Origin of the sequence: Micromonospora okii (genome assembly GCF_020884795.1) — a bacterium.
GTDB lineage: Bacteria > Actinomycetota > Actinomycetes > Mycobacteriales > Micromonosporaceae > Micromonospora > Micromonospora okii.
Genome location: NZ_BBZF01000012.1, coordinates 339,527 through 364,349, shown reverse-complemented (window position 1 = coordinate 364,349; position 24,823 = coordinate 339,527). Strand labels below are relative to the sequence as shown.

Annotated in this window: 22 protein-coding genes and 3 pseudogenes; 12 read left to right on the top strand and 13 right to left on the bottom strand. The window is 74.1% G+C overall.

The features are described from left to right. Positions 1-968: acyltransferase family protein (locus LPU43_RS01055; RefSeq protein ID WP_229397889.1), on the bottom strand; the 968-nt coding region annotated here is incomplete at its 3' end. A gap of 200 nt (positions 969-1,168) precedes the next feature. Here LPU43_RS01055 and LPU43_RS01050 point away from each other — a divergent pair. After that, the gene (locus LPU43_RS01050) at positions 1,169-1,798 is read left to right on the top strand and encodes an alpha-ketoglutarate-dependent dioxygenase AlkB (RefSeq protein WP_229397887.1); all 630 of its coding nucleotides are present in this window, start codon (positions 1,169-1,171) and stop codon (positions 1,796-1,798) included. A 107-nt stretch (positions 1,799-1,905) separates the two neighbouring features. Beyond that, a complete protein-coding gene (locus tag LPU43_RS01045) occupies positions 1,906-3,252 on the top strand; it encodes a uracil-xanthine permease family protein (RefSeq protein WP_229397885.1) in 1,347 nt (448 codons plus the stop codon). Between the two features lie 43 nt (positions 3,253-3,295). Here LPU43_RS01045 and LPU43_RS28750 read toward each other — a convergent pair. The 4 genes and pseudogenes from LPU43_RS28750 to LPU43_RS01035 all read right to left on the bottom strand — a co-directional run. After that, positions 3,296-5,377: pseudogene (locus LPU43_RS28750) on the bottom strand (DNA gyrase subunit A); the annotation flags it as partial. A 393-nt stretch (positions 5,378-5,770) separates the two neighbouring features. Beyond that, a pseudogene (locus tag LPU43_RS28745) lies at positions 5,771-6,661 on the bottom strand (LAGLIDADG family homing endonuclease); the annotation flags it as partial. A 3-nt stretch (positions 6,662-6,664) separates the two neighbouring features. Next, positions 6,665-7,072 (bottom strand): annotated as a pseudogene (locus LPU43_RS28740) (DNA gyrase subunit A); the annotation flags it as partial. An 80-nt stretch (positions 7,073-7,152) separates the two neighbouring features. Beyond that, on the bottom strand, positions 7,153-9,252 hold the full coding sequence (locus tag LPU43_RS01035; protein ID WP_229397881.1) for a DNA gyrase/topoisomerase IV subunit B: 2,100 nt from the start codon (positions 9,250-9,252) through the stop codon (positions 7,153-7,155). Between the two features lie 317 nt (positions 9,253-9,569). On the opposite strand from LPU43_RS01035, the gene LPU43_RS01030 reads away from it, so the two are divergent. Beyond that, complete coding sequence (locus LPU43_RS01030; RefSeq protein WP_229397879.1) at positions 9,570-10,841, top strand: SGNH/GDSL hydrolase family protein; 1,272 nt, start codon at positions 9,570-9,572, stop codon at positions 10,839-10,841. A gap of 46 nt (positions 10,842-10,887) precedes the next feature. Here LPU43_RS01030 and LPU43_RS01025 read toward each other — a convergent pair whose 3' ends face one another. Continuing rightward, positions 10,888-11,322: an RrF2 family transcriptional regulator gene (locus LPU43_RS01025; RefSeq protein ID WP_229397878.1), complete on the bottom strand. Its 435-nt coding sequence runs from the start codon at positions 11,320-11,322 to the stop codon at positions 10,888-10,890. 176 nt (positions 11,323-11,498) lie between these two features. On the opposite strand from LPU43_RS01025, the gene LPU43_RS01020 reads away from it, so the two are divergent. The 7 genes from LPU43_RS01020 (at position 11,499) to LPU43_RS28505 (ending at position 16,760) form a co-directional block, all read left to right on the top strand. Beyond that, entirely contained in the window at positions 11,499-12,722 is a 1,224-nt protein-coding gene (locus LPU43_RS01020; RefSeq protein ID WP_229397876.1) for a globin domain-containing protein, read from the top strand. A gap of 245 nt (positions 12,723-12,967) precedes the next feature. Then, complete coding sequence (locus LPU43_RS01015) at positions 12,968-14,182, top strand: glycosyltransferase (protein WP_229397873.1); 1,215 nt, start codon at positions 12,968-12,970, stop codon at positions 14,180-14,182. Between the two features lie 61 nt (positions 14,183-14,243). Next, positions 14,244-15,107: an alpha/beta hydrolase family protein gene (locus LPU43_RS01010; RefSeq protein ID WP_229398584.1), complete on the top strand. Its 864-nt coding sequence runs from the start codon at positions 14,244-14,246 to the stop codon at positions 15,105-15,107. An 87-nt stretch (positions 15,108-15,194) separates the two neighbouring features. Then, positions 15,195-15,824, top strand: a complete 630-nt coding sequence (locus tag LPU43_RS01005) for a hypothetical protein (protein WP_229397871.1) — start codon at positions 15,195-15,197, stop codon at positions 15,822-15,824. Between the two features lie 127 nt (positions 15,825-15,951). After that, positions 15,952-16,347: a hypothetical protein gene (locus LPU43_RS01000; RefSeq protein WP_229397869.1), complete on the top strand. Its 396-nt coding sequence runs from the start codon at positions 15,952-15,954 to the stop codon at positions 16,345-16,347. Between the two features lie 51 nt (positions 16,348-16,398). Next, on the top strand, positions 16,399-16,569 hold the full coding sequence (locus LPU43_RS00995) for a hypothetical protein (protein WP_229397866.1): 171 nt from the start codon (positions 16,399-16,401) through the stop codon (positions 16,567-16,569). Positions 16,570-16,628: 59 nt separating this feature from the next. After that, positions 16,629-16,760: a hypothetical protein gene (locus LPU43_RS28505; RefSeq protein ID WP_255684253.1), complete on the top strand. Its 132-nt coding sequence runs from the start codon at positions 16,629-16,631 to the stop codon at positions 16,758-16,760. Between the two features lie 9 nt (positions 16,761-16,769). On the opposite strand, the gene LPU43_RS00990 is transcribed toward LPU43_RS28505, so the two are convergent. Together LPU43_RS00990 and LPU43_RS00985 are read right to left on the bottom strand one after the other, a co-directional pair. Further along, entirely contained in the window at positions 16,770-16,964 is a 195-nt protein-coding gene (locus LPU43_RS00990; protein ID WP_229397864.1) for a GTPase activator, read from the bottom strand. Between the two features lie 68 nt (positions 16,965-17,032). Beyond that, entirely contained in the window at positions 17,033-17,935 is a 903-nt protein-coding gene (locus tag LPU43_RS00985) for a DUF72 domain-containing protein (protein ID WP_229397862.1), read from the bottom strand. A 121-nt stretch (positions 17,936-18,056) separates the two neighbouring features. Here LPU43_RS00985 and LPU43_RS00980 point away from each other — a divergent pair, with 121 nt between their 5' ends. Next, entirely contained in the window at positions 18,057-19,106 is a 1,050-nt protein-coding gene (locus tag LPU43_RS00980; protein WP_229397860.1) for an NAD(P)-dependent alcohol dehydrogenase, read from the top strand. A 28-nt stretch (positions 19,107-19,134) separates the two neighbouring features. On the opposite strand, the gene LPU43_RS00975 is transcribed toward LPU43_RS00980, so the two are convergent. Beyond that, the gene (locus LPU43_RS00975; protein WP_229397858.1) at positions 19,135-19,644 is read right to left on the bottom strand and encodes a mycothiol transferase; all 510 of its coding nucleotides are present in this window, start codon (positions 19,642-19,644) and stop codon (positions 19,135-19,137) included. 91 nt (positions 19,645-19,735) lie between these two features. Between LPU43_RS00975 and recD2 the strand changes: the two genes are divergently transcribed. After that, positions 19,736-22,000, top strand: a complete 2,265-nt coding sequence (recD2, locus tag LPU43_RS00970) for an SF1B family DNA helicase RecD2 (protein ID WP_229397856.1) — start codon at positions 19,736-19,738, stop codon at positions 21,998-22,000. Between the two features lie 7 nt (positions 22,001-22,007). Here the strand turns inward: recD2 and LPU43_RS00965 are convergent, their stop codons facing one another. From LPU43_RS00965 to LPU43_RS00950, 4 genes are all read right to left on the bottom strand, one after another. Further along, complete coding sequence (locus tag LPU43_RS00965; RefSeq protein WP_229397854.1) at positions 22,008-22,391, bottom strand: VOC family protein; 384 nt, start codon at positions 22,389-22,391, stop codon at positions 22,008-22,010. A 17-nt stretch (positions 22,392-22,408) separates the two neighbouring features. Next, positions 22,409-22,720, bottom strand: a complete 312-nt coding sequence (locus LPU43_RS00960) for a DUF5988 family protein (protein ID WP_229397852.1) — start codon at positions 22,718-22,720, stop codon at positions 22,409-22,411. A gap of 289 nt (positions 22,721-23,009) precedes the next feature. Beyond that, positions 23,010-23,747 (bottom strand): ABC transporter permease, encoded by a 738-nt coding sequence (locus tag LPU43_RS00955; RefSeq protein WP_229397850.1) that lies wholly within the window; start codon positions 23,745-23,747, stop codon positions 23,010-23,012. Then, positions 23,744-24,685, bottom strand: a complete 942-nt coding sequence (locus LPU43_RS00950; protein WP_229397848.1) for an ABC transporter ATP-binding protein — start codon at positions 24,683-24,685, stop codon at positions 23,744-23,746. Before LPU43_RS00950 ends, LPU43_RS00955 begins: the two co-directional genes overlap by 4 nt. Positions 24,686-24,823 lie beyond the last annotated feature (138 nt).

Here is a 24,823-nt window from a genome sequence, read left to right as displayed (position 1 = left end):
GCGCCGAGCTTCCCGGCCAGCCGCAGCACGGTGACCATGACGAAGACGTGCACCAGGTAGAAGGCGAAGGAGACCTCGCCGAGCCACACCATCGGCCGGGACCGCCACGGCGTCCGCGCGCCCCGCACGTCCGCGTCGGCGGCGGCGGCGATGACCAGCACGTACGCCGCCGCGAGCAGCCCCGCCCACAGCTCGGCGCGGACCCACTGCGCGGCCACGACCCAGGTCACCACGAAGATCACGCTCGCGCCGGTGAGCCCCGGGCCCCGCCACCGCCCCCGGCGCAGCAGCTCCGCCGCCGCGACCCCCATCCAGAACTCCAGCGAGCGCACGACCGGGAAGATCTGGGTGAACCACCAGGTGCTCTCCTGCGGCACGAGGCGCTGCCCCGGCCAGAGCGCCACGATCAGCAGCGGCACGGCGACCACCACCGCCCACAGCACGCCGACCCGCGCCCGGCGGACCAGCGGCAGCGCGAACGGCAGACAGAAGTAGAAGAACAGCTCGCAGGAGAGCGACCAGCTCACCGAGTTGACGCTGTAGAAGTAGCCCGGGGTCGGGTCCCACGCCTGGACCAGGAAAAGGTTCTCCACGGCGGCGCGCACGTTCACCGGGTCGGCGAAGACCCAGACGCCGGTGAGCAGCACCACCGCCCACATCAGCAGGTGGTTGGGGTAGATCTTGGCGAGCCGGCGACGCCAGAAGTCGCGGCGGCGGTCCCCGTCCCGGGCCGACCAGACCAGCACGAAGCCGCTGAGGATGAAGAAGAACTCCACCCCCGACAGGCCCAGGCTGAACAGCCAGTTGACGACGGCCTGGTAGTCGGGCTCGGCGACGATCCGCATGGTGCCGACGTGGTAGCCGAAGACCAGCAGGGCGGCGACCCAGCGGAGCCCGGTCAGCGAGGGCAGCCGGCTCGCGGGGCGGGGCGGCGCGTCGGGGCGTACGGCGGTGGGTGCGCTCGTCATGCCGGCGGCCCGGCCGTCCGCAGGGTCACCAGCACCGCGTCTCCTCCTCGGACGTGTTCCCCGGCGGCGTGCGCCGCCGCAGTGGCGGCGGGCGCGCTCGACGCCGCCCGCCGCACCCTACCGGTTGCCCCGGCCCCCACCCCAAGGCGACGAGCGGCGGCGCTCGTACGGGTGTACGAACAGGCAGGTAGGGTGGGGCCATGACCGCTGCCTACCAGCCGTCGATGCTCGACCTCGCCGCCGACGGGCCGTCCCTCGGCCCGCTCGCCGGGCTGCGCCGGCACCCGCTGAGCCGGGGCGCCTGGGTGGACCACCTCCCCGGCTGGGTGCGCGGCTCCGACGCGGTGCTCGACACCCTCCTCGCCGACGTGCCGTGGCGGGCCGAACGCCGGGCCATGTACGACGCGCAGGTCGACGTCCCCCGGCTGCTCTGCTGGTACGCCGCCCGCCGCGAGCTGCCCCACCCGCTGCTCACCGAGGCCCGCGCCGCCCTGACCGCGCACTACGCCCCGGAGCTGGGCGAACCGTTCGTCACCGCCGGGATGTGCCTCTACCGCGACGGGCACGACAGCGTCGCCTGGCACGGCGACACCCTCGGCCGCTCCGCGCACACCGACACCATGGTGGCGATCGTCTCGTTCGGCTCGCCGCGCCCGCTGCTGCTGCGCCCGCGCGGCGGCGGGGCCGGCCTCCGCTTCCCGCTCGGCCACGGCGACCTGGTCGTGATGGGCGGCTCCTGCCAGCGCACCTGGGAGCACGCGATCCCGAAGACCGCCCGCCCGGTCGGCCCGCGCGTCAGCGTCCAGTTCCGCCCCGCCGGCGTGGCCTGAAGGCCCAGCTCAGCCCGGCCCGGCCGCGAGTGCTGCGGCAACGGCGTGCTAGAAACAACTCTCAGGGTCCGTTGCGCCCCCGTCCCCGACGACGCGAAGGGCGTTCCATGACCCACACCCCCACCGAGCGGCGCTCCCGCTGGTCCGCGTGGACCCTGCACGGCGACGGCCGATCCGTCGCCCCCGGCGCCGTGGTGCGCCCCGACGAGCGGCTCTCCTGGCCGCGCACCCTCGGGGTGGGCGTGCAGCACGTCGTCGCCATGTTCGGCGCCACGTTCACCGTGCCGCTGATCACCGGCTTCCCGCCCGCGACCACGCTCTTCTTCTCCGGCATCGGCACCCTGCTCTTCCTGCTGATCACCGGCAACCGGCTGCCCTCGTACCTGGGGTCGTCGTTCGCGTTCATCGCCCCGGTGCTCGCCGCGAAGGCCGGCGGGGACCTCGGCCCCGCCCTCGGCGGCATCGTGGTGGCCGGCGCCGCCCTGGCCCTGGTCGGCGTCGTCGTCCAGGTCGCCGGCACGCGCTGGATCGACGCGCTGATGCCGCCCGTGGTCACCGGCACCATCGTCGGGCTGATCGGGCTGAACCTCGCCCCCGTCGCCTGGGGCGCGGAGGGCAGCGGCACCGGCTTCCGGGCCCAACCGCTGATCGCCCTGGTCACCCTGGCCGCGATCCTGCTCACCACCGTGGCCTTCCGGGGCTTCCTGGCCCGGCTGTCGATCCTGCTCGGCGTGCTGGTCGGCTGGCTGCTCGCCGCCGCCCTCGGCGACCTCGACCCGAAGGCCGTCGACGGGCTGCGCGAGGCCGCCTGGATCGGCCTGCCGCAGTTCCACGCCCCGAGCTTCAGCCTGCGCGCGACCGTCCTGGTCATCCCCGTGATCCTGGTGCTGATCGCGGAGAACGCCGGGCACGTCAAGGCGGTCGCCGCGATGACCGGCCGCAACCTGGACCGCGACATGGGCCGGGCGCTGCTCGGCGACGGCCTGGCCACCATGCTCGCCGGCTCCGGCGGCGGCTCCGGCACCACCACGTACGCGGAGAACATCGGCGTGATGGCCGCGACCCGGGTCTACTCGACGGCCGCGTACTGGGTGGCCGGGGTGGCGGCCGTGCTGCTCGGGCTCAGCCCGAAGTTCGGCGCGCTGATCCTCACCGTCCCCGCCGGGGTCCTCGGCGGCGCGACCACCGCCCTGTACGGCCTCATCGCCATCCTCGGCGCCCGCATCTGGATCGAGAACCGGGTCGACTTCCACGACCCGGTCAACCTGATGACCGCCGCCGTGGCCCTCATCGTCGGCGCGGCGAACTACACCGTCACCACCGGCGACCTCTCCTTCAACGGCATCGCCCTGGGCACCGCCGCCGCCCTGGTCATCTACCACGGGATGCGCCTGGTCGCCCGCCTGCGGGGCACCACCCCGGGCCCCCGCCCGGGGCCCGAACCCGAGCTCTGAGCCGACGGCGCGGGCGGGGGCGGTGCCCCCGCCCGCGCCCGCGTCAGTCCCGCTCGACGAGGTGGCCGACCACCGACGGGCCGAGCATCACGGCGAAGCCGCTGCCGTCGCGGCGCGGGTCCGCCGGCGGCAACTCCACCGGGTCGCCGATCGCCGTCGCCCCGACCGGCCGGGGGCCGACCCACGCCACCACCAGGTCCGTCTCGCCCTTGAGGAACCGCTGCGCGCGCACCCCGCCGGTCGCCCGACCCTTCGCCGGGTACGCCCCGAACGGCGTGACCTTCACCGTCGCGCCCGTCGAGGTGACCACCATCGGCTCGCCGTGCCCCGGGTCGTCGGTGCGGATCGCGCCGAAGAACACCACCCGCGCCCCGGCCGGCAGGTTCATCCCGGCCATCCCGCCGCCCTTCGGCCCCTGCGGGCGCACCAGCGAGGCGGGGAAACGCAGCAGCGACGCCTCGGACGAGACGAACGCCAGCGACTCCGTGCCGTCGACCAGCCAGGTGGCCCCCACCACCTCGTCGCCCTCGCGCAGCCCGATCACCTCGAACTCGTCGGAGCGCACCGGCCAGTCGGGGGCGCACACCTTCACCACGCCCTGCCGGGTGCCCAGCGCCAGGCCCGGCGACCCCTCGGCCGTCGGGCCGAGCGGGGCCAGGCCGACCACCGTCTCCCCCGGCTCCAGCGGCACCAGCTCGGCGGCGGACATGCCGCCGCGCAGCGACACCGTGCCCGCCTGCTCCGGCAGCACCGGCAGCGGCAGCACGTCGATCTTGAACGCCCGGCCGGCGCTGGTCACCAGCAGCACCCGGCCCCGGGCCGTGGAGTGCACGAGCGCCCGTACCGCGTCGTGCTTGACCCGGCCGCTGCGGCGGCGCCCCTCGGCGGTCTCCTCCGACTCGGCCGCCGTGCGGGCGACCAGCCCCGTGGCGGAGAGCACCACCTGGCACGGGTCGTCGGCCACCTCCAGCGGGCCGGCCGGCGCGGACGCGGCCAGCACCTCCTTCAGGTCGCCGTCGACCAGGGTGGTGCGCCGCTGGCTGCCGAACTGCTTCACCACGGCCGCCAGCTCGTCCGAGACGACCTTCCGTAGCACCTTCTCGTCGTCGAGGATGGTGGAGAGCTTCGCGATCTCGGCGCGGAGCTGCTCCTGCTCGGCCTCCAGCTCGATCCGGTCGAACCTCGTCAGCCGGCGCAGCGGGGTGTCCAGGATGTAGCCGGCCTGGATCTCCGACAGCTTGAACTTCTGCATCAGGCCGTCCCGGGCGGCCTGGGCGTCGTCGCTGCCCCGGATCAGCTTGACCACCCTGTCGATGTCGAGCAGGGCGATCAGCAGGCCGTCGACCAGGTGCAGCCGCTCCTCGCGCTTGCGCCGGCGGTACGAGCTGCGTCGGGTCACCACCTCGTAGCGGTGCCGCAGGAAGACCTCCAGCAGCGCCTTCAGCCCGAGGGTGCGCGGCTGGCCGTCGACCAGGACCAGGTTGTTCACGCCGAACGACTGCTCCAGCGGGGTGAGCCGGTAGAGGTCGGCCAGCAACGCCTGCGGGTTCACCCCGACCTTGCACTCCACGACCAGGCGGGTGCCGTTCTCCCGGTCGGTGAGGTCCTTCACGTCGGCGATTCCGGTGAGCCGCTTGGTCTTGTTGACCTCGTTGGTGATCGCGGCGATCACCTTCTCCGCGCCGACGCCGTAGGGCAGCTCGACGACGGTGATCGCCTGCCGGCCCCGGCTGCCCTCCAGCGGGCCGATCTCCACCCGGCCGCGCATCCGGACCACGCCGCGCCCGGTCTCGTACGCCCGACGGACCTCGTCCAGGCCGAGCAGCAGCCCGCCGGTCGGCAGGTCCGGCCCGGGGACGAACTCCATCAGCTTGTCCAGGGTGGCGTCCGGGTGGTTGATCAGCCACCGGGCGGCCGACACGACCTCGCCCAGGTTGTGCGGGATCATGTTGGTCGCCATCCCGACCGCGATCCCGGACGCGCCGTTGACCAGCAGGTTGGGGAACGCGGCCGGCAGCACCGTGGGCTGCGTGAGCGAGCCGTCGTAGTTGGGCTCGACGTCGACGGTGTCCTCGCCCAGCTCGCCGACGAGCAGCATCGCCTCCCGCGACATCCGCGCCTCGGTGTTGTGGTTGACGAAGCCGCCGGCGAGAAACGAATGGTCCTCCGTTTCGACCCGCACCGAGTACACCTCGGCCGGCTCGCAGCTCGCCACCTCGGTGATCCGCTCGAACCGGTAACCCGAGTCCATGACCGGCAGGATCGTCGCGAGGATCTCGGGCTCCCGGATCCGGTCGATGATGCGCAGACGTTCGGTCTCCCAGCGCTCAACCCTGTCGAAGTTGTGCTTGGTCAGCCACTTGCGCCCGCTCCCCCGTCGGTCGAAGTCCAGGGCACCCCGAACATAGTCGGCGACGAACGGAACATGGTCCTTGCTGAGGCGGTGCGGACGCAGTGGCGAGTGCACGAGCAGCTTCTCCAGCTTCGCCTGCTTGGTCCGCAGGAAACCGACCCGGTTGGCGAACGCCTTGATGTTTCGCAGGCCCGAGACGACCAGCCGGTGCTCCGTGGAACCGCTCGGGCGGACGTACCGGCGCCGACAGGCGATGACGCCGAACTCCGCCAGGAGTTCCTGCACCTCCCCAACGAGCCGCTCACTGTAGCTGGTGTACTGGATGGTGAAGCTCTCGTTCGCCACCCGGACTCCGCCGTCGCCCTCGAAGAGAGCCATCAGGAAGGCCCGCTTGACGCCCCAACCGCCGGTCCAGACGAACTGCGGGACAAACTTGTCCCGTGCCTGGTGGCCGATGAACTCCGCCAACGGGCTCGCTCGGAAGGCATCCATCCCGCCCGCGTGGTCCTGGACGTCCAACTCCTGGATGCGCTTACGGTCGACGCGGGTGTGACGATCGCTGACGTAGCGTCGGCCGCCGACGATGTGATCGTAGGCGTGCAGCACCTCGTCGAAGAAGTGCTCGTCAGTGTTGTTGAAGCCGGCTCGTGAATCGCTCGCCCAGCCCTCTGACGCCCATGCTCCGCCGAGAACGCCGATCGTGTACTCCCGTGCGGTGGGAACAACCTGGGACCAGGCGTTGCGCGCAACACAGACGACCATGTCGGGCCTGATCTCGTCCAGCCTCCGCCACTGGAAGATCGGCACGCCCAGCGGGGCTTCGAGACAGAGGACGAGATGGTTCTCGCTTCCCCTCAGCGAGAACCCTGCCTCGGTGCTGATCCGGATGGTGGGGTGTACGCCGGAGTTGAACACCTTGGTCGCCCGGACGGCCTTGCCATCCTTGTCGAGGACCTCGAAGGCGACGTCCGCCTCGCTATCCGGGGCGAGATCGACCAGGTCCGCGATCCGTGGGCTCGACCCGTCCGCGAGGCGAATCCGGGTATCGCCCGTGATGCAGTAGCGCGCGGCGGCCGGGCCGTCGTCCGGGCTCCCAAAATTCCCATGCCCGTCGATGAGTGGGGCGTTGAGCGAGAAGTCCTGGGCCAGCCGGACCATCGCGTCGTAGATGGCCGTGTCGCCGTGCGGGTGGTACCGGCCCATCACGTCGCCGACCACCCGGGCCGACTTGACGTGCGCCCGGTCGGGGCGGTGCCCCGCCTCGTGCATCGAGTAGAGGATGCGCCGGTGCACCGGCTTGAGGCCGTCCCGGGCGTCCGGCAGGGCGCGGGAGTGGATGACCGAGAAGGCGTACTCCAGGTAGGAGTCGGAGACCTCGGTGACCAGCGGGTTGTCGAAGACCCGCGCGCCGGCCTGGTCGAAGGCGGCCAGGTCCGCCCGGGGACCGTCGTTCTTACGGCGTGCCATGGTTCAGCTCTCTCCTCGGCGGGCCACGGTCGGGCGGCCCTCTTCCGGGCGGGCGGTGATCTGGGGGCGGCCGGCGGGCCTCATGCGTCGATCGCCTCGCGGTCGACCCGGTCGGCGGAGTCGATCAGCCAGTTGCGGCGCGGCTCGACCTTCTCCCCCATCAGCAGCTCCAGGATCCGCTCGGCGGCGTCGACGTCGTCGAGGGTGATCCGGCGGACGGCACGGGTGGCCGGGTTCATCGTCGTCTCCCACAGCTCGTCGGCGTCCATCTCGCCGAGGCCCTTGAACCGGGGGATCGGGGTGACGATCTGCTTGCCGGCCTTCTCCAGCTTGCGGACCGTGGCCTCCATCTCGGCCTGGGTGTAGGTGTAGACGGTCCGCGGGTTGCGCCCCCTGGTGGTGATCTTGTGCAGGGGCGGCATCGCGGCGTAGAGCCGGCCGGCCTCGATCAACGGGCGCATGTACCGGGCGAAGAGCGTGATCAGCAGCGTGCGGATGTGCGCGCCGTCCACGTCAGCGTCGGCCATGATCAGCACCCGGCCGTACCGCAACGCGGAGAGGTCGAAGGTGCGGCCGGAGCCGGCGCCGAGCACCTGGACGATCGCGGCGCACTCGGCGTTGTCCAGCACCTGTTGGAGGTTGGCCTTCTGGACGTTCAGGATCTTGCCGCGAATCGGAAGAAGCGCCTGATATTCGGCAGAACGGGCAAGTCGCCCCGTTCCGAGCGCGCTGTCCCCCTCCACGATGAACAGTTCACTTCTGTCGATGCCCGCGGAGCGGCAGTCGACCAGCTTGGCCGGCATCGACGCGCCCTCCAGGGCCGTCTTGCGGCGGGCGGCGTCCTTCTGCTGCTTCTGGGTCAGCCGGACCCGGGCGGCGTCGACGATCTTCTGAAGCACCGTGCGGGCCTCGGCCTTGGTGCGGCGGTCCTCCAGCCACGCCTTGACGTGCGCCTCGACCAGCCCCTGGAGCACCTTCGTGATGCCGGCGGTGGAGAGCTCGTCCTTGGTCTGCGAGGTGAACTGCGGCTCGGGGATGCGCACGTGCACCACGGCCGTCATGCCCTCCAGGACGTCGTCCAGGGTGGGCGCGTCCTCCTTGGCCTTGAGCAGGCCCCGGGCGTTGCGGGCCGCGTCGGCGAGGGTGCGGGCCAGGGCCCGCTCGAAGCCCTTGCGGTGGGTGCCGCCGTGGGCGTTGCGGATGGTGTTGGTGAAGCACTCGACGGTGCGGTCGTACCCGGTGCCCCAGCGGAAGGCGATCTCGACCTCGGCGCGCCGCTGCACGTTGGACTGCATGACGCCGTTGGCGTCGGCGGCGTTCTCCCGGTACGTGCCCTCGCCGGTGACCAGCAGCGTGCCGGAGACCGGCCGGTCGCCCGCCGGGGCGAGGAAGTCGACCATGTCGGTGAGGCCGTTGGGGAAGTGGAAGGTCTCCTCGACGGGCTCCTCGCCGGTGTGGTCGCGCAGCAGGTACGTGACGCCGGGGACGAGGAACGCGGTGTTGCGCAGCTTGAGCCGGACGGCCTCCGCGTCCAGCACCGCGCCGGTCTCGAAGTATCGGGGGTCGTGCCAGTAGCGGATCGAGGTGCCGGTGCGCTGGCCGCGCTTCATCGCGCCGACCACCTGGAGCCCGGGGCCGGCGGTGAAGGGGGCGTCGGGGCCGGGGCCGTCGAAGACGCCGGGCACGCCGTGCCGGAACGACATCGCGTGGATCTTGCCGGCCCGCCGGACGGTGACGTCGAAGCGGCGGGAGAGGGCGTTCACGGCGGAGGCGCCGACGCCGTGCAGGCCGCCGGAGGTCTTGTAGCCGGAGCCGCCGAACTTGCCGCCGGCGTGCAGCCGGGTCAGCACCAGCTCGACGCCGGAGATGCCGCTCTTGGCGTGCACGTCGGTGGGGATGCCCCGGCCGTCGTCGTCGACCTGCACGGAGCCGTCGGCGTGCAGGACCACCGTGACCTCGGTGGCGTGACCGGCGACACCCTCGTCGGTGGAGTTGTCGAGGATCTCGTTGACGAGGTGACCCACGCCACGGCTGTCGGTGGACCCGATGTACATGCCGGGGCGCTTGCGGACGGCGTCCAGGCCCTCCAGGTGTGTCAGGTCGTCGGCCCCGTAGAGCGTCTCAGGCTGTGCGGTCAACTGGTCGTACTCCCAGGTCTCGGCGGTGGTGGTGCCGCTCACCGGCTCGATCACCTCGCGCGGCGCGCCGGAGGGAGCCTAACCGGGAGGTGGGACAGGACGTCGACGCCCCGCGCGGGGCGGGCCGCCCGGCGGGGCCGGGCAGGGGGCCGGCGGGGTGCGGACACAGGTCGTCAACGCGTCCGGGCCCGCGATTCATCCCGGCGGGCCTCCCGCTCGTCCCGGGCCCTCTCGCCCGCCGGCGGACGGGCCGACCCCGGGCCCGTCACCGACGGTGATGGGACGTTGACGACCGTCGCACGCGCGTGGTGTGATCCCCGTCTCGGAGAAGGTTTTCCATGTATGGATGGAGGACGTGGATGTCCCTGTTCCGTCGCACCGCGCTCGCGGCGGCGCTGACCGTCGCGGCGGCGGCGCTGTCGACCGCCGTCGCGCCGGCCGCCCCGACGTCGGCCGCCCCGGGGGTGGCCGCCCTGCCCACCGCTGCCGTGGCCCTGGGAGACAGCTTCATCAGCGGCGAGGGGGCGGGGGCGTACTCGTCGGTCGTCGACGTCAACGGCGTCAGCCAGGGCTTCCCGGGCTGGAACGCGGCGAACAGCAACGCGTACTTCTGCCACCGCTCCCCCAACGCCTCGCTGTTCCAGGCCGACCTGCCGGGGGTCCAGGCCCGGTTCAACCTGGCCTGCTCCGGCGGCCAGCCGCACGACATCGCCAACGCCTCGGCCGCCCGCGCCAAGGGCCGCTCCGTGGCCTCCCAGCTCGACCAGCTCCGGGCGGTCGGCCGCACCCACGACATCGACCTGGTGCTGGTCGGCATCGGCTCGAACAACAGCTCGTTCACCTTCGGCAACGTGGCGGAGAAGTGCGCCAACCGGTTCATCGCCGACGCGTGGACCGGCTGGTGGGAGTTCTGGGCGTACCTCGGCGGGCCGGTGCCGCAGGAGCCGTGCACCGACGCCGACCTGGCCAGCGCCGCGCAGCTCGGCGCCGCGACGGCCGAGACCACGGCGGCCGTACGGCAGATCCTCACCACCCTCGCCGAGATCGACGCCGACGGCCGGCACCGGGTCGTGCTCCAGGACTACACCAACCCGCTGCCGTTCGACCTCGCCGCGAACTTCTGGGAGGAGGACGGCCGCGCCGACGACCGGGACAAGTTCCGCGACCTGGGCGCCGAGCGGTACGCGGCCGGCTGCCCGATCCACCGGGCGAGCCTGCTGCCGGGGCACCGCTTCTCCACGGGGCTGGGCACCCTGGTCGGCTCGGTGCGCGCCACGCTGGCCGGCGAGTTCCCGGCGACCGACCTGGTCTACCTGAACGTGCAGCGGGCCTTCGACGGCGCGCGGCTCTGCGAGCAGTCGAGCAGCCCGGCCGGGGTGCTGGCCACGCCGATCCGGCTCCAGGACGGCCCGAGCGGCACGTTCGTCACCAGCCTCTCCGGCAAGGACAAGATCGACATCCAGCGGATCGCGAACACCTGCGTGTCGTACTTCCAGACCTGCCAGGAGTCGTGGCACCCGAACGCGGCGGGGCACCGGGTGCTGGGCCGCTGCCTGGCCGGGGCCGCCGCCGCGACGGCCCGCGCGGTGAGCTGCGTCCGCTCCGGCGACGGGACGATCACGGTGAGCTGACCGCTCCAGCGTAAGGAAGGGCCCCTTGTTAATAAGGGGCCCTTCCTTACAGGGTGGGCCGGGGGCCGAGGGCGAGCAGCAGCGGGCCCGTCGGGCCGTCGATCAGGTCGCCGAGCCGCGTCTCGTCGAGCACGGCGAGGAACGCGGCCTGGGCGCGGCGCAACTGCGTCCGCAGCCGGCAGTCCGCCGCCAGCGGGCAGGCCGGTTGCTCGCAGGAGACCACCTCGTCGTCGCCCTCGAAGGCGCGGACGACGGCGCCCACGGTGAGGTCGCCGGCCGCCTCGGCGATGGCCACCCCGCCCGCGCGCCCCCGGATGGTCACCAGCACCCCGAGGCGCTGCAACCGCTGCACCACCTTGGCGACGTGGCTGCGGGGCAGCGCGAGCCGCTCGGCGAGCTCGTCCACCGTGGTGCGCGCCGGCTCGGCGGCGGCCAGCATGGCGATGCGCAGCGCCATGTCCGTGGCCCGGTTGAGCTTCACGCGTCGACCCTAGCCACCGGGCCGTCCCGGCGGCACGGGCCGGGGCGCGGCGCCGCTGTGATCCGGACGACCCTCGACCCGGGACTTTCGACCCTTAAAGAGGAATCCAGGAATCCTGTTTATTGAGCGCGTCGGAAGTCCGGCGGAGGAGGCCGGCCCAACCCGCAGGAGGAAGCGTGCTCACGGAATCATCGGCAGCAGTGGTGCGGGCGACCCTGCCCGCGGTGCAGGCGAACGGCGCGGCCATCACGAGCCGGTTCTACCAGCGGATGTTCGCCGCCCACCCGGAACTGCTGAACCTGTTCAACCGGGGCAACCAGGCCACCGGGGCGCAACAGGCCGCGCTGGCCGCGGCCGTCGTCGCGTACGCCGAGCACCTGATCGACGCCGGCCACGTGCCGTGGGGGCCGGTCCTGGACCGGATCGCGCACAAGCACGCCTCGCTCGGCATCACCCCGGCGCAGTACATGATCGTGGGGCGGCACCTGCTCGCCGCCGTCGGCGAGGTGCTCGGCGAGGCCGTCACCCCGGAGGTCGTCGCGGCCTGGGACGAGACGTACTGGCTGCTGGCCTGCGAGCTGGTGGCCCGGGAGGCCCGGCTCTACCAGGGCGCCGGGGTGGCCGAGGGGGAGCCGATCTGGCGAAGCTGGCGGGTGGCCGAGCGGGTCCGGGAGACCGCGGACGTCGTCTCCTTCGGCCTGACGCCCGTCGACGGCGGCCCGGTGCCCGGCTTCGTCCCCGGCCAGTACGTCTCCGTCGCCGTGGACCTCGACGGCGACCGGGGCCAGCAGATCCGGCAGTACAGCCTCTCCGGCCGCCCCGGGGCAGCGCAGTGGCGGATCACCGTCAAGCGGGTGCGCGGCGTCGCGGGCGCGCCCGACGGCATGGTCTCCACCTTCCTGCACGACCACGTCGCCGTCGGCGACACGCTGCGGCTGAGCCCGCCGTTCGGTGAGGTCAGCGCGGTGGCCGGGGACGGGCCGCTGGTGCTGGTCAGCGCCGGCATCGGGCTCACCCCGGCGATGTCCGCGCTGGAGCACCTGGCGGCCACCGCGCCGCAGCGAGCGGTGACGCTGGTGCACGCCGACCGGGACGGCGCCGCGCACGCCCTGCGCGACGAACTGCCCCGGCTGCACCACGCCCTGCCCAACCTGCGGACCGCCCTGTGGTACGAGGACCCCGAGGGCGCCGACGGTCCCCTGACCGAGCTGCCCGTGCGGGTCAGCCCGGGGCGCGTCGACCCGGAGCTGATCCCCCTGGCCGCCGACACCCACGTCCACCTCTGCGGCCCGCTGCCGTTCATGAACCAGGTCCGCAGCGGACTGCTGCGCCGGGGCGTCCCGAGCGAGCGGATCGCCTACGAGGTCTTCGGCCCGGGGATGCTGCGCGACGCGGGCTGACGCGCTACCGGCCCGAAAGCGAGGCGCGGCCGACCCCAAAGCGAGGCGCGGCCGACCCGCGACCCGACGTGATCCGGGAGAAGTCGACCACCCGGCCGGTTAGGCGGCGAGGGCGAGGGTAGGGACTCTGCCACGCGCGTCCTCGGATCGCCGCCCCGGCGGGGCCCGGACGCGGGGCTCAAGGGGGAACGCGTCGGCCACAGCCGGTTCCCGGCAACGGGGAACCGGCTGACGGAGGAGGAAACATGCGCATCGCGGTGGTCTCGGAGCACGCCAGCCCGCTCGCCGTCGGGGGCGGGGACGTCGGCGAGCAGGGCACGCACGTGGCGGAGCTGGCGGCGGCGCTCGTCGGCGAGGGTCACGACGTGCGCGTCTACACCCGCCGCGACTCCCCCGCCCTGCCCGACGTGGTGCCCGCCGCCGGCGGCTACCGGGTGCTGCACGTGCCGGCGGGCCCGGCCCGGCGGGTGCCCAGGGACGAGCTGCTGCCGCACATGGGCGAGTTCGGGCGGTGGCTCGCCGGCCAGTGGCGCGACGGCGCCTGGCTGCCCGACGTGGCGCACGCCCACTTCTGGACCAGCGGGCTGGCCACCGTGCACGCCGGGCGGCGCGCCGGGGTGCCGGTGGCGCTGACGTACCACGGGCTCGGCACGGTGCGGCGGCGGCACCAGGGGGCCCGGGACACCAGCCCACCAGGCCGGGTCGGCTACGAACGGGCGCTGGGCCGGGCCGTCGACCGGGTGGTGGCGCAGTGCCAGGAGGAGGTCGGCGAGCTGGTCCGCCTCGGGGTGCCCCGCTCCCGGATGGTGCTGGTCCCGTCCGGGGTCGACGAGCGGATCTTCCGCCCGGACGGTCCGGCCGCGCCGCGCCACCCGGGCCGGTCCCGCATCGTCACCGTGGGGCGGATGGTGGAGCGCAAGGGCTTCCAGGAGGTGGTCCGGGCCCTGCCAGCGGTGCCGGACGCCGAGTGCGTGGTGGTCGGCGGTCCGCCGGCCGAGATGTTGCCGGCCGACGGCTTCGCCCGCCGCCTGACGGCGCTGGCCGAGTCCTGCGGCGTGGCGGACCGGGTCAAGCTGCTCGGCGGGCTGCCCCGCGAGGAGCTGGCCTCCTGGTACCGCTCGGCCGACGTGGTGGTCACCGCGCCCTGGTACGAACCGTTCGGCCTCACCGCGCTGGAGGGCATGGCCTGCGGGGTGCCGGTGATCGGCACGAACGTCGGCGGCATCGCCGACACGGTCGTCGACGGCCTCACCGGCGACCTGGTGCCGCCGCGCGACCCCCGGGCGCTGGGCATGGCGATCCGGCGGTTGCTGGCCGACAACGTCCGCCGGTTCACCTACGCCACGGCGGCGCTGGACCGCATCCGCAGCCGGTACTCGTGGAAGCGCTGCGCGGAGCAGCTCGGCGCGGTGTACGAGACGCTGAGCACCGTGGCGCGGCCCGCACCGGCCGTGGCCTGAGTCGGCCGCACCCACCCCCTTGCTACTCACCGGTAGCTAGCGGCCGTAGGGTGGGCCGGTGATCGCGGCCGGGGAGTACACGCAGGAGTTCGTCGACGTCGACGGCGCCCGGCTCGGGGTGCAGGTGTACCCGGAGCCGGACGGGACGCCCGGCGCGCCGGTGGTGGTGATCTGGCCGGCGATGGGGGTCCGGGCGCGCTACTACCGGCCGTTCGCGGCGGCGCTGCGGGCCGCCGGGCTCGGCGTGATCGTCGCCGACCTGCGGGGCACCGGCGCGAGCACCCCCGCCCCGAGCCGCGCCGACCGCTACGGCTACGCGGAGCTGGCCGGCGACGTGGGCGCGGTGCTGGCGGCGCTGAAGCCCCGGCTGGACGGCCAGCCCACGATCCTGCTCGGGCACTCCCTCGGCGGCCAGGTCGCGCTGGCGCACCTGGCCCTGCACGGCACGGACGCCGTCGACGGGGTGGCCCTGGTCGCGTCGGGCATCCCGCACTGGCGCAGCTTCACCGGCGCGCGCGGGTACGGCGTGCTGCCGTACACGCAGGGGATCGCCGCGACCGCCCGGCTGCTCGGCGTCTGGCCCGGGTGGGGGTTCGGCGGCCGCCAGGCGCGCGGCGTGATCCGCGACTGGGCGCACACCGCCCGCACCGGCCGCTACCCCGCCCTCGACGGGGTCGACGTCGAGGCGGCGCTGCGCACGCTGGAGCTGCCGGTCCTCGGGGTGAGCGTGGACGACGACCGGTACACCCCGCACCCGACCGTCGACCTGCTCTGCGGCAAGCTGACCACGGCCGCCGTCGTGCGCGAGCGCCTCACGGCCGCGCAGGCCGGCGCCCCGCTCGACCACTTCACCTGGGTACGCGCCAGCGCGCCGGTCGTCGCCTGGGTGGCCGCGTTCGCCGCCGGTCTGCCCGGCCGCCCCTGATCCGCCGCTCCGGTTACCGGGCACGTCGGCGCGTACTCCCCCGATCGGTGGGTATGCCGCAGCGCCCGTACGGCGGAAGGGGAGCAGATGTCCGAACGGCACACCGCACTGCGCTCGCTGCACGACCTGGGTCTCGCGGCCTGGTTCGGCGGCTCCCTCATGGGAGCGCTCGGCGTCAACGGCGCGGCGGCACAGATCAGCGACTCGACCCAACGACTCCCGGTGGCCTCGGCGGGCTGGGCCCGCTGGACCCCGGTCAACGCGGCGGCGATCGGCGCGCACCTGGTCGGCTCCGTCGGCGAGCTGGTGACCGAGAGCCCGCGGGTGTTCGCCCAGGCCGGGGTGGGCCGGGCGAGCACCGTCAAGACGGCCCTCACGGTCGCCGCGTTGGCGGTCACCGGCTACAGCCGGCTGCTCGGCATGAAGCTGGAGAAGGCGGGCGGCCCCCCGGTGGAGGGGACGACCGAACCGAGCGGAGAGACACCGGCCCACGTGGCCGCCTGCCAGCGGAAGCTGAAGATGCTCCAGTGGGCCGTGCCGGCGTTCACCGGCGCGCTGGTGGTGGTCACCGCCTACATGGGCGAGCAGCAGAAGCCCGGCCAGGTGTTCCGGGGGATGCTGGGCCGCTTCGGTGGGCTGGCCGGCTCACCGGCGATGCTCGGCAAGATGGGGGCGATGGGCTCGGCGAAGCACCACAGGGGCCGGTCCCACTGCTGACCGGCGACGCCGCTCGCGCCCTGTCGGGACCGGCGGGGCGCGAGCGGTGTCGCCGGGCCGGCGGGGCATGAGCGGGGCGCGAGCGGGCAATCAGCGCCCGGACCGCACACCGACCAGCGAGGTGGCCATGACGAGCAGGGACCCATCGACGACCGGCGGGGACGCGCGCGGGCCGGAGTCCGCCGGCCCGTGGGGCAGCACCGGCGGCTTCGACGCCGGCCCGCCCTGGGGCGCCGGGGAGGACTCCCCGATGGACGAGGGCAGCGAGGAGACCGCCGTACCGGGTGGGAGCCTCGGCGACCGGCGGGCCGGCGAGCCCGCCGCGCCCACGCCCCCGGCCGGGCGGCACGGCTTCGGCACGATCGAGGAGACCCGCGCGACCGAGGCCGGCCCGGGCGCGCCGCCGGACCCGGCGCCGGCCCGGCGCACCTTCCCCGACGACACCGCCGGCGGCGACCTGCCGGACAACGCCGTCGAGGAGGCGACCGGCATGCGCCCGGAGGGGGCCCACCGCCGGGGCTGACCGTGGCTCACGCCGCGTTTTGGCCGGTCACGGCCGGGGCACGAGGGGTGGATGGCCGCTCATCGTGATCTCCACCTCGACAACACCCTGCCGCTCGCCGTCCAGGGGTACGGCTGGCTGCCCAACCGGCTGCGCCGCAGCGGCGGCGACGTGCTCGCCACCCGTCGTACCGCTTCGACCCGGACCGCTTCGTCGGCCGGGAGCTCGGCGAGTTCGACCTGATCCCACAGGGCGGCGGCGATCCCCGCACCGGGCACCGCTGCCCCGGGGAGACGATCACCGTGGCGCTGCTGCGCGAGCTGGCCGTGCGGCTGGCCCGCCTGGAGTACCGGGTGCCCGAGCAGGACCTGACGATCCCGCTGCACCGGATGCCGACCCGGCCGGTCAGCGGCGTCGTCGTCGAGGTGGGCTGACGCCCGTGGTCAGGAGCGGGTGCCGTCCTCGGCCCCGGCGGCGGTCGGCGGCGGCTCGGCGACCGGCCGGCCGGTCTCGTCCACCAGCCCCGGGGCCATGCTGCCGCCGTGCGCCTCCTGCGCCTGCCGGGTCCGCAGGGTCGCCGGGTCCTCCGGCACCCCGGTCGCCTCGTCGCCGCGCCGGTCGTGCTGCTGCTCGGTCATGGCACTCCCCCTCCTCGGTCCTGCCTGCGGCGGTACCCGGGCGGACCGGCGGGAAACCCGCCCGATGATCAGGAACGGGCGCCGGTGTCGACCGGCACACCCACGTCGGCCAGGATCTCGGCCAGCCGGGCCGCGTCGCGCTGGGCCTGGCCGTCGCAGCAGTTGTTGAACAGCACGTGCAGCCCGGCGCTCGCGTCGGCCAGCTCCCGCAGCAGCTCCGACCAGCGGCGCAGCTCGTCCTCGCCGTACGCGTACCGGAACCTGTCCTGCTTGTCGCCGCTCTCCCAGGCGGCGCTGTGGCCGTGGAAGCGGATCACGGCGGGGTCGGCGGTGGCGACCAGGATCGGCGGCACCGACGAGACGAACCCCTGCGGCATGTCCACGCAGACGAAGGAGAGGTCGTGCTCGCGCAGCAGGTCCAGCGTGCGCAGGACGGCGTCGTCGGTGAACCACGAGCTGTGCCGCAGCTCCACGCTCACCCGCCACGGCCGCAGCCGCTCGGCCGTGGCGAGGATGCGCCGCTCGGCGGCGGCGCTGCGGGCCAGCCACGGCGGGAACTGCAACAGCACCGCGCCGAGCCGGTCGGCCGCGGCGATCGGCTCCAGCGCCGCCCGGAACCGGACCCACAGCTCGTCGTACGCCCCGGCGGGCAGGTCCCGCCACCGCACCCGGGACGGGCCGCCCGCCGGGCGCAGGTCCCGGGGCAGCGTCGCGACCGGGGTGGGGTGGCCGGTGAAGAGGCTGAACGCCTTGACGTCGAAGGTGAAGCCGGGCGGGGTGGCGGCCACCCAGCCGGCGGTGGTCTCCGGCGTCGGGATCGCGTAGTACGAGGTGTCCACCTCGACCAGTCCGAACCGCTCGGCGTAGAAGCCGAGCCGACGGGCGGGGGTGTTGGCCGAGCGCGGGTACCAGCCGGAGCGGAGCAGCATCTGGTCGGCCCACGACGACGTGCCCACTTTGATCTCACCCATGTGGATCAGTGGACCTCTCCCCCGCCGGATCGGCAACCGGAGCGGCGGCGGGCCGCCGTTTGTCCGGGCGTGGAACGGGGAGGCCACCGGGAAGCGGAACCGAACGGGACAGGAGGCGCACATGCGCGCGTTGCGGCTGCCGAGCTGGAAGTCGGAGCCCGAGCTGGTCGAGGTGGACGAGCCCACGCCCGGCCCCGGGCAGGTGGTGGTGCGCATCGGCGCGGCCGGCGCCTGTCACTCCGACCTGCACCTCATGCACGACTTCGACACCGGTTCGGTGCCCTGGAACCCGCCGTTCACCCTCGGCCACGAGAACGCCGGCTGGGTGCACGCCCTCGGCCCCGGGGTGACCGGTCTGGAGGTCGGCCAGCCGGTGGCAATCTACGGCCCCTGGGGCTGCGGCACCTGCGACCGCTGCCGGGTGGGAGTCGACCCGTACTGCGAGAACCCCGCCGGGGCGCCCGTGCCCGGCGGGGGCGGCGGCCTCGGCCTCGACGGCGGCATGGCCGAGTACGAGCTGGTGCCCGACGCCCGGCACGTCCTGCCGCTGCCCGAGGGGCTGGACCCGCTGCGGGCCGCCCCGCTGACCGACGCCGGGCTCACCCCGTACCACGCGATCCGCCGGTCCTGGCACAAGCTGCCACCGGGCAGCACCGCCGTGGTGATCGGCGTCGGTGGGCTCGGGCACGTCGGCGTGCAGATCCTCAAGGCCACCACGGCGGCCCGGGTGATCGCCGTGGACACCCGGGAGGACGCGCTGCGGCTCGCCGAGGGGTACGGCGCGGACCTGACGCTGCTGTCCGGGCCGGGCACCGCCGAGGAGATCCGGCGGGCCACCCCGGGCGGGCGGGGCGCGGACGTGGTGCTCGACTTCGTCGGCGTCGACCCCACGATGACGCTCGGCGCGGCCGCCGCCCGCACCGTCGGGGACCTCACCGTCGTGGGCATCGGCGGCGGCACCCTGGCGTTCAGCTTCTTCTCCGTGCCGTACGAGGCGAGCATCCAGAGCACGTACTGGGGCAGCCGGCCGGAGCTGGTCGAGGTGCTCGACCTGGGCGCCCGGGGCCTCATCGAGCCGAAGATCACGCAGTTCGGCCTGGACGAGGCGGTCACCGCGTACCGGATGATGCGGGAGGGGTCGCTGGAGGGCCGCGCGGTCGTCGTGCCGTGAGGCGGCCCGGCCCGGGGGCACCGGCCGCTCAGCCGGCGGCGAGCAGGCCCCGGACGTAGGCGGCCTGGCCGGCGTGCTGGAGGTCGTCCTCGGCGACGCTGACCAGCCGGACGCCGAGGGTCACCGGCGGGTCCCACGCCTCGTCGACCACCCGGTCCAGGTCCGCCGGCCGCAGCCCTGCCAGGAAGCCCCGGGTCCGCTCCGCCACCGCGTCGAAGTAGTCGAGCAGCGCCCGGTCGCTCTCCGGCCGGACGGCGGCCACCTGCTCCGGGGTGTGCCCGTAGCCGGTGTCGTCCGGGTCGGCGGGCAGCCCGAACCGGCCCGCCCAGTCGCCGGTGACCCAGAGCTGCTCCGCGCCGAGCACGTCGGCGACGTGGTCGTCCTGGACCCGGGTCAGGTGCCACACCAGCCAGCCGACCGGGTTCGCGCCGGGCGCCGGCGCGCGGCGCAGTTCCTCCGGCGACAGCCCTTCCACGGCGGCGCGGACGAGGCCGGGCAGCCGGCCGTAGGTCTCGGTCAGCACGTCACTCACGTCCACGGGTCCTCCTCGGCATCGGCTCCACCCCCGCGCAGTACCGCAGGACCGGCCCGGCAAACCTCCGCGCCCCGGCTCTGCCATCATCGTCACGATGCCCGCGAACCCGACCGCGCCGGCCGCCGCCGCACCGGCCGAGGCCGGCGCTTCCCCGCGCGGCGCCGTGCTCGAGGCGGTGCTGGAGCGCGTCACGTACGTCAACGAGGAGACCGGCTACACCATCGCCCGGGTCGCCACCGACCGCTCCGGCGACGACCTGCTCACCGTGGTCGGCACCCTGCCCGGCGCGCAGCCCGGGGAGCGGCTGCGGCTGGTCGGCCGGTGGGGCTCCCACCCGAGGTACGGGCGGCAGTTCGAGGTGCACGGCTGCACCACCGTGCTGCCGGCCACCGTCCAGGGCATCGAACGCTACCTCGGGTCGGGGCTGATCAAGGGGATCGGCCCGAAGATGGCGGCCCGGATCGTCGCCGCCTTCGGGGTGGACACCCTGCGGATCATCGAGGAGGAGCCCGGCCGGCTGGTCGAGGTGCACGGTCTCGGGAAGAAGCGGACCGCCGCCATCGGCGCGGCGTGGCAGGAGCAGAAGGCCATCAAGGAGGTGATGGTCTTCCTCCAGGGCGTCGGCGTCTCCACCTCGCACGCCGTGCGCATCTTCAAGCAGTACGGCGACGACTCGATCGCGGTGGTGCGCGACGACCCGTACCGGCTCGCGGCCGACGTGTGGGGCATCGGGTTCCGCACGGCCGACGGGATCGCCAAGGCCGTCGGCATCCCGCACGACAGCCCGCAGCGGGTGCGCGCCGGCATCCGGTACACCCTCTCGGAGGCCGCCGACGGCGGCCACTGCTACCTGCCGGAGCCGAACCTGGTCGCGGACGCGGCGGCGATCCTGGACGTCCCCGCAGAGCTGGTCGCCGCCGCCCTGGCCGACCTCGTGGCGACGGAGGACGGCGTGGTCGGCGAGGCGGTGCCGAACCCGAGCAGCGAGGGCGGGACCATCCCGGCGGTGTACCTGGTGCCGTTCCACCGGGCCGAGTCGTCCCTCGCCGCGAGCCTGGTGCGGCTGCTGCGCGACCCGGTGGACCGGATGCCGGCCTTCGCCGGCGTGGACTGGGCCCGCGCGCTGGCGTGGCTGCGGGCCCGCACGGGCGCGGAGCTGGCCCCGGAGCAGGAGCAGGCGGTACGGCTCGCGCTCACCTCCAGGGTGGCCGTGCTGACCGGCGGCCCGGGCTGCGGGAAGTCGTTCACCGTCCGGTCGGTCATCGAGCTGGCCGCCGCGAAGAAGGCGAAGATCGTGCTGGCCGCGCCGACGGGCCGGGCGGCGAAGCGGCTCACCGAGCTGACCGGTCACCCGGCCACCACCGTGCACCGGCTGCTCCAGCTCCGCCCCGGCGGGGACCCGACCTTCGACCGGGACAACCCGGTCGACGCCGACCTGATGGTGGTCGACGAGGCGTCGATGCTCGACCTGATCCTGGCCAACAAGCTGGTCAAGGCCGTACCGCCGGGGGCACACCTGCTGCTGGTCGGCGACGTCGACCAGCTCCCCTCGGTCGGCGCCGGGGAGGTGCTGCGCGACGTGCTGGCCGCCGAGTCCGTGCCCCGGGTCCGACTGACCCGGATCTTCCGGCAGGCGCAGGAGTCGGGCGTGGTGGTCAACGCGCACCGGATCAACGCCGGGCAGGCCCCGGCCTTCGGGGAGCACCCCGACTTCTTCCTGTTCCCCAGCGACGACCCCGAGGTCACCGCCGAGCAGGTGGTCGACATCGTGGCCCGGCGCATCCCGCGCCGGTTCGGGCTGCGCCCGCGCGACGTGCAGGTGCTCACCCCGATGCTGCGCGGCCCGGCCGGCGCCGCGAACCTGAACAACCTGTTGCAGCAGGCCATCGCCCCGCACCGCGAGGGCGCGCCGGAGCGGCGGCACGGCGGGCGGGTGTTCCGCGTCGGCGACAAGGTGATCCAGGTCCGCAACAACTACGACAAGGGCGCCGCCGGGGTGTTCAACGGGACGGTCGGCGTGGTCACCGCCCTGGACCCCGACGAGCAGACCCTGACCGTGCGCACGGACGAGGACGAGGACGTCGGCTACGAGTTCCACGAGCTGGACGAGTTGCAGCACGCGTACGCGATCACGGTGCACCGGTCGCAGGGCAGCGAGTACCCGGCGGTGGTGGTGCCGGTGACCATGGGCGCGTACACGATGCTGCAGCGCAACCTGCTCTACACCGCCGTCACCCGGGCGCGGAAGCTGGTCGTGCTGGCCGGTTCGCGCAAGGCGCTGGCCATCGCGGTGCGCACCGCCGGGACCGGCCGCCGGCACACGGCCCTGACCCACCGGCTCCGCGCCGACCGCCCCTGAGCGGCGCTTACTGTGCGGTGGCCGGCGCGCCTACGACCTCCCACCGCTGCCCGGCCGGGTCGCGGAACACCACGCGCGGCGGGTCGCCGGCGGCCGGTTCCAGCACGGCACCCGCGGCCAGCGCCCGCTGGAGCAGCAGGTGCGGGTCGGCCGGTACGACGGCCAGCGCCGCCGGGTCGGGCAGCGTCGCCGCCGGCGGGGGCGCCTCGTGCCACTCGCTGACCGTCAGGTGGTGCCCGGCGACGGCCAGCTCGGCGCGCAGCACCCGCCCGTCGAGCAGGCACTCGCGCGCAAGCGGTACGGCCGCGAAGACGTCGGTGTAGAAGGCGATGGCCTCGGCCGTGTCGCCGACCGTGAGGTGCTGACCGGGCCGGGGGTCCTGTGCGCCCATCGTGACGCCGCCTTCCGCTACTCGGCGATCCTGGTACGGCCGGTCCAGCGGAAGACCACGGGCGCGTCGCCGGCGAGCCCGTGGGCGTCGCGCTCGAAGTGCTCGTAGCCGCCGTGGTGGCATACCTTGATCTTGTGCTCGACCGGGGAGACCCGGTGGCTGCGCAGCTCGGCCGGGAGGTTCGTCGGCCCGCCCTCCAGCACCACGTCGATGATGCCGGCGGCCTCGGCGCTGATCGTCCTGGCCTGCGCGGACCGGGCGATCCGGTCGTCGCCGACGGCGGCGGGAGCCGCCGTCCGGGCGGTCGGGGCGGGATCGGAAACTGTCATCGCACGACCTCCGTCGCTCGTCGCTCCGCCTCGCGCGCGCCAGTCGCCGGACGCGCGGGGGATCACGGGCGGGGTGGCACTCGCACCGGCCTCCCGGCCGGGGAGGTGACCACCTCCGTCCCGCTACGAACGTAATCCAGGTCACAGTCGGCGGGACACCCTTACCGACCCCTAGCGGGCCGGGGCAGGCGAGGTCGTGCCCGCACGCACTCGCGCCCGCCGCGGAGGCGGCGGGCGCGTGAGAGGGTGCCCCTTCTCTACCGGAGGCGTCAGGAAGGTGCCCTTCCTTTCACTCCCAGCGGAAGAAGCGGGTGGCGAGCACACTGCCGAGGACCGCGGTCACCGCCAGGGCGAGCAACTGCGGCCACGCCGGGGTGTCGCCCGCCCAGGCGGCGGCGATGGTGTCCACCGTGGCGCCGAGCGGGGAGTAGTCCGCGATGCGGGCCAGCCAGGCCGGCATCTGGTCGCGGGGCAGCCACGCGCCGGCGAGGAAGAGCAGTGGGAAGAACAGCGCCGGCCCGATGGACTGGGCCGCCCGGGCCGACGGCGCGAGCGCCGCGATGAGCAGGCCGATGGCGAACAGGCAGGCCACCCCGAGCAGGAACGCCAGCACGAACGCGGGCACGTTGGCCGGGGCCGGCTGCTCCAGCAGGAACCGCACGCCGATCGCGGTGACCACCGCGCCGGCCACACCCATGGCGAGGTTGACCACGACCTGCGCCACCAGCAGCAGGCCCGGGTTGACCGGGGTGGTGGCGAGCCGGCGCAGCACCCGCCGCTCCCGGTAGATGCCCAGCACCATCGGCAGGGTGAACAGCGCGAGCATGCCGATGGTGAGGGCCAGCGCGAGGGACGGCAGGAAGGTCAGCTCGGCGTGCTGACCGGCGCCCCCCTCGGTCGCGCCCCGCTGCGGCAGCCCGAAGACCAGCATCAGGCCCAGCGGCAGGGCGAAGACGAAGAACAGCGACACCGGCTCGCGCAGGAACAGCTTCGCCTCGACGGCGATGAGCTTGGACAGGGCGTTCACGAGGGCCTCTCGTCGGTCGACGGCGAAGTGGTGGTCCGGGCGGCGCGGCCGGTCAGCGAGACGAAGGCGTCGTCGAGGGTGGGCTGCTCGACCCGCAGCCCGGCGTACCGGACCTTCTGCTCGGCCAGCGTCGCGAGCAGCGTCTGGAGGACCTCCTCGGGGCCGGTGACCGTGATCTCGTCGCCGGTGCGGCGCACCCCGGTCACGCCGGGCAGCGCGGCGAGCAGGGCGTCGTCCACCGCGTCGAGCGCGCGGAAGTGCACCCGGTGCTCCGTGCCGACCCGGCTGAGCAGGCCGCTGGGGGTGTCGATGGCGACCACCCGGCCGGTGTCGATGATGGCCAGCCGGTCGCAGAGCCGCTCGGCCTCCTCCATGAAGTGGGTGACCAGCAGGACCGTCACCCCCCGGTCGCGAATCCGCTCGACCAGGTCCCAGGTGTCGCGCCGACCCTGCGGGTCCAGGCCGGTGGTCAGCTCGTCGAGGATCGCGATCTCCGGGCGGCCGACCAGCGCCAGGGCCACCGAGAGGCGCTGCTTCTGCCCGCCGGAGAGCTTGTGGAAGGCGGTGTTGCGCTGGTCGGTCAGGCCGAGATCGGCCAGCAGCTCGTCGATGTCGGCCCGCTGGCGGTAGAAGGACCGGTACAGGTCCAGCGCCTCGCGGACCCGCAGCTTGTCGGGGAGCTGGCTCTCCTGGAGCTGGGCGCCGACGCGCTGCCGCACCTCGGCGCGGTCGCGGATCGGGTCGAGGCCGAGCACCCGCACGGTCCCGCCGTCGGCGCGGCGCAGCCCCTGCACGCACTCCACGGTGGTGGTCTTGCCCGCCCCGTTGGGGCCGAGCACGCCGAAGATCTCGCCCTGCTCCACGGTGAAGGAGACGTCGTCGACGGCGATCTTGTCGCCGTAACGCTTGTGCAGGTGCTCGACTTCGATGACCGGCATGGGCGTCGTCCTCCGTCAGTGCGGATTGCCGTCCGGAGGGCGTGCCCTCGGGGGAATCGCGGGGTCGTCGTGCTGAAGCGTCCAGAGTCGACCGCGCGCGGGCGATCGACGCCGGAACATCATCCGGCCAACCGAGAC

Coding starts and splice junctions, on each gene's coding strand:
- LPU43_RS01050 (WP_229397887.1), top strand. CDS start 1,169: ATGACCGCTGCCTACCAGCCGTCGATGCTCGACCTCGCCGCCGACGGG.
- LPU43_RS01045 (WP_229397885.1), top strand. CDS start 1,906: ATGACCCACACCCCCACCGAGCGGCGCTCCCGCTGGTCCGCGTGGACC.
- LPU43_RS01030 (WP_229397879.1), top strand. CDS start 9,570: ATGTCCCTGTTCCGTCGCACCGCGCTCGCGGCGGCGCTGACCGTCGCG.
- LPU43_RS01015 (WP_229397873.1), top strand. CDS start 12,968: ATGCGCATCGCGGTGGTCTCGGAGCACGCCAGCCCGCTCGCCGTCGGG.
- LPU43_RS01005 (WP_229397871.1), top strand. CDS start 15,195: ATGTCCGAACGGCACACCGCACTGCGCTCGCTGCACGACCTGGGTCTC.
- LPU43_RS01000 (WP_229397869.1), top strand. CDS start 15,952: ATGACGAGCAGGGACCCATCGACGACCGGCGGGGACGCGCGCGGGCCG.
- LPU43_RS00995 (WP_229397866.1), top strand. CDS start 16,399: ATGGCCGCTCATCGTGATCTCCACCTCGACAACACCCTGCCGCTCGCC.
- LPU43_RS00990 (WP_229397864.1), bottom strand. CDS start 16,964: ATGACCGAGCAGCAGCACGACCGGCGCGGCGACGAGGCGACCGGGGTG.
- LPU43_RS00985 (WP_229397862.1), bottom strand. CDS start 17,935: ATGGGTGAGATCAAAGTGGGCACGTCGTCGTGGGCCGACCAGATGCTG.
- LPU43_RS00980 (WP_229397860.1), top strand. CDS start 18,057: ATGCGCGCGTTGCGGCTGCCGAGCTGGAAGTCGGAGCCCGAGCTGGTC.
- recD2 (WP_229397856.1), top strand. CDS start 19,736: ATGCCCGCGAACCCGACCGCGCCGGCCGCCGCCGCACCGGCCGAGGCC.
- LPU43_RS00965 (WP_229397854.1), bottom strand. CDS start 22,391: ATGGGCGCACAGGACCCCCGGCCCGGTCAGCACCTCACGGTCGGCGAC.
- LPU43_RS00960 (WP_229397852.1), bottom strand. CDS start 22,720: ATGACAGTTTCCGATCCCGCCCCGACCGCCCGGACGGCGGCTCCCGCC.
- LPU43_RS00950 (WP_229397848.1), bottom strand. CDS start 24,685: ATGCCGGTCATCGAAGTCGAGCACCTGCACAAGCGTTACGGCGACAAG.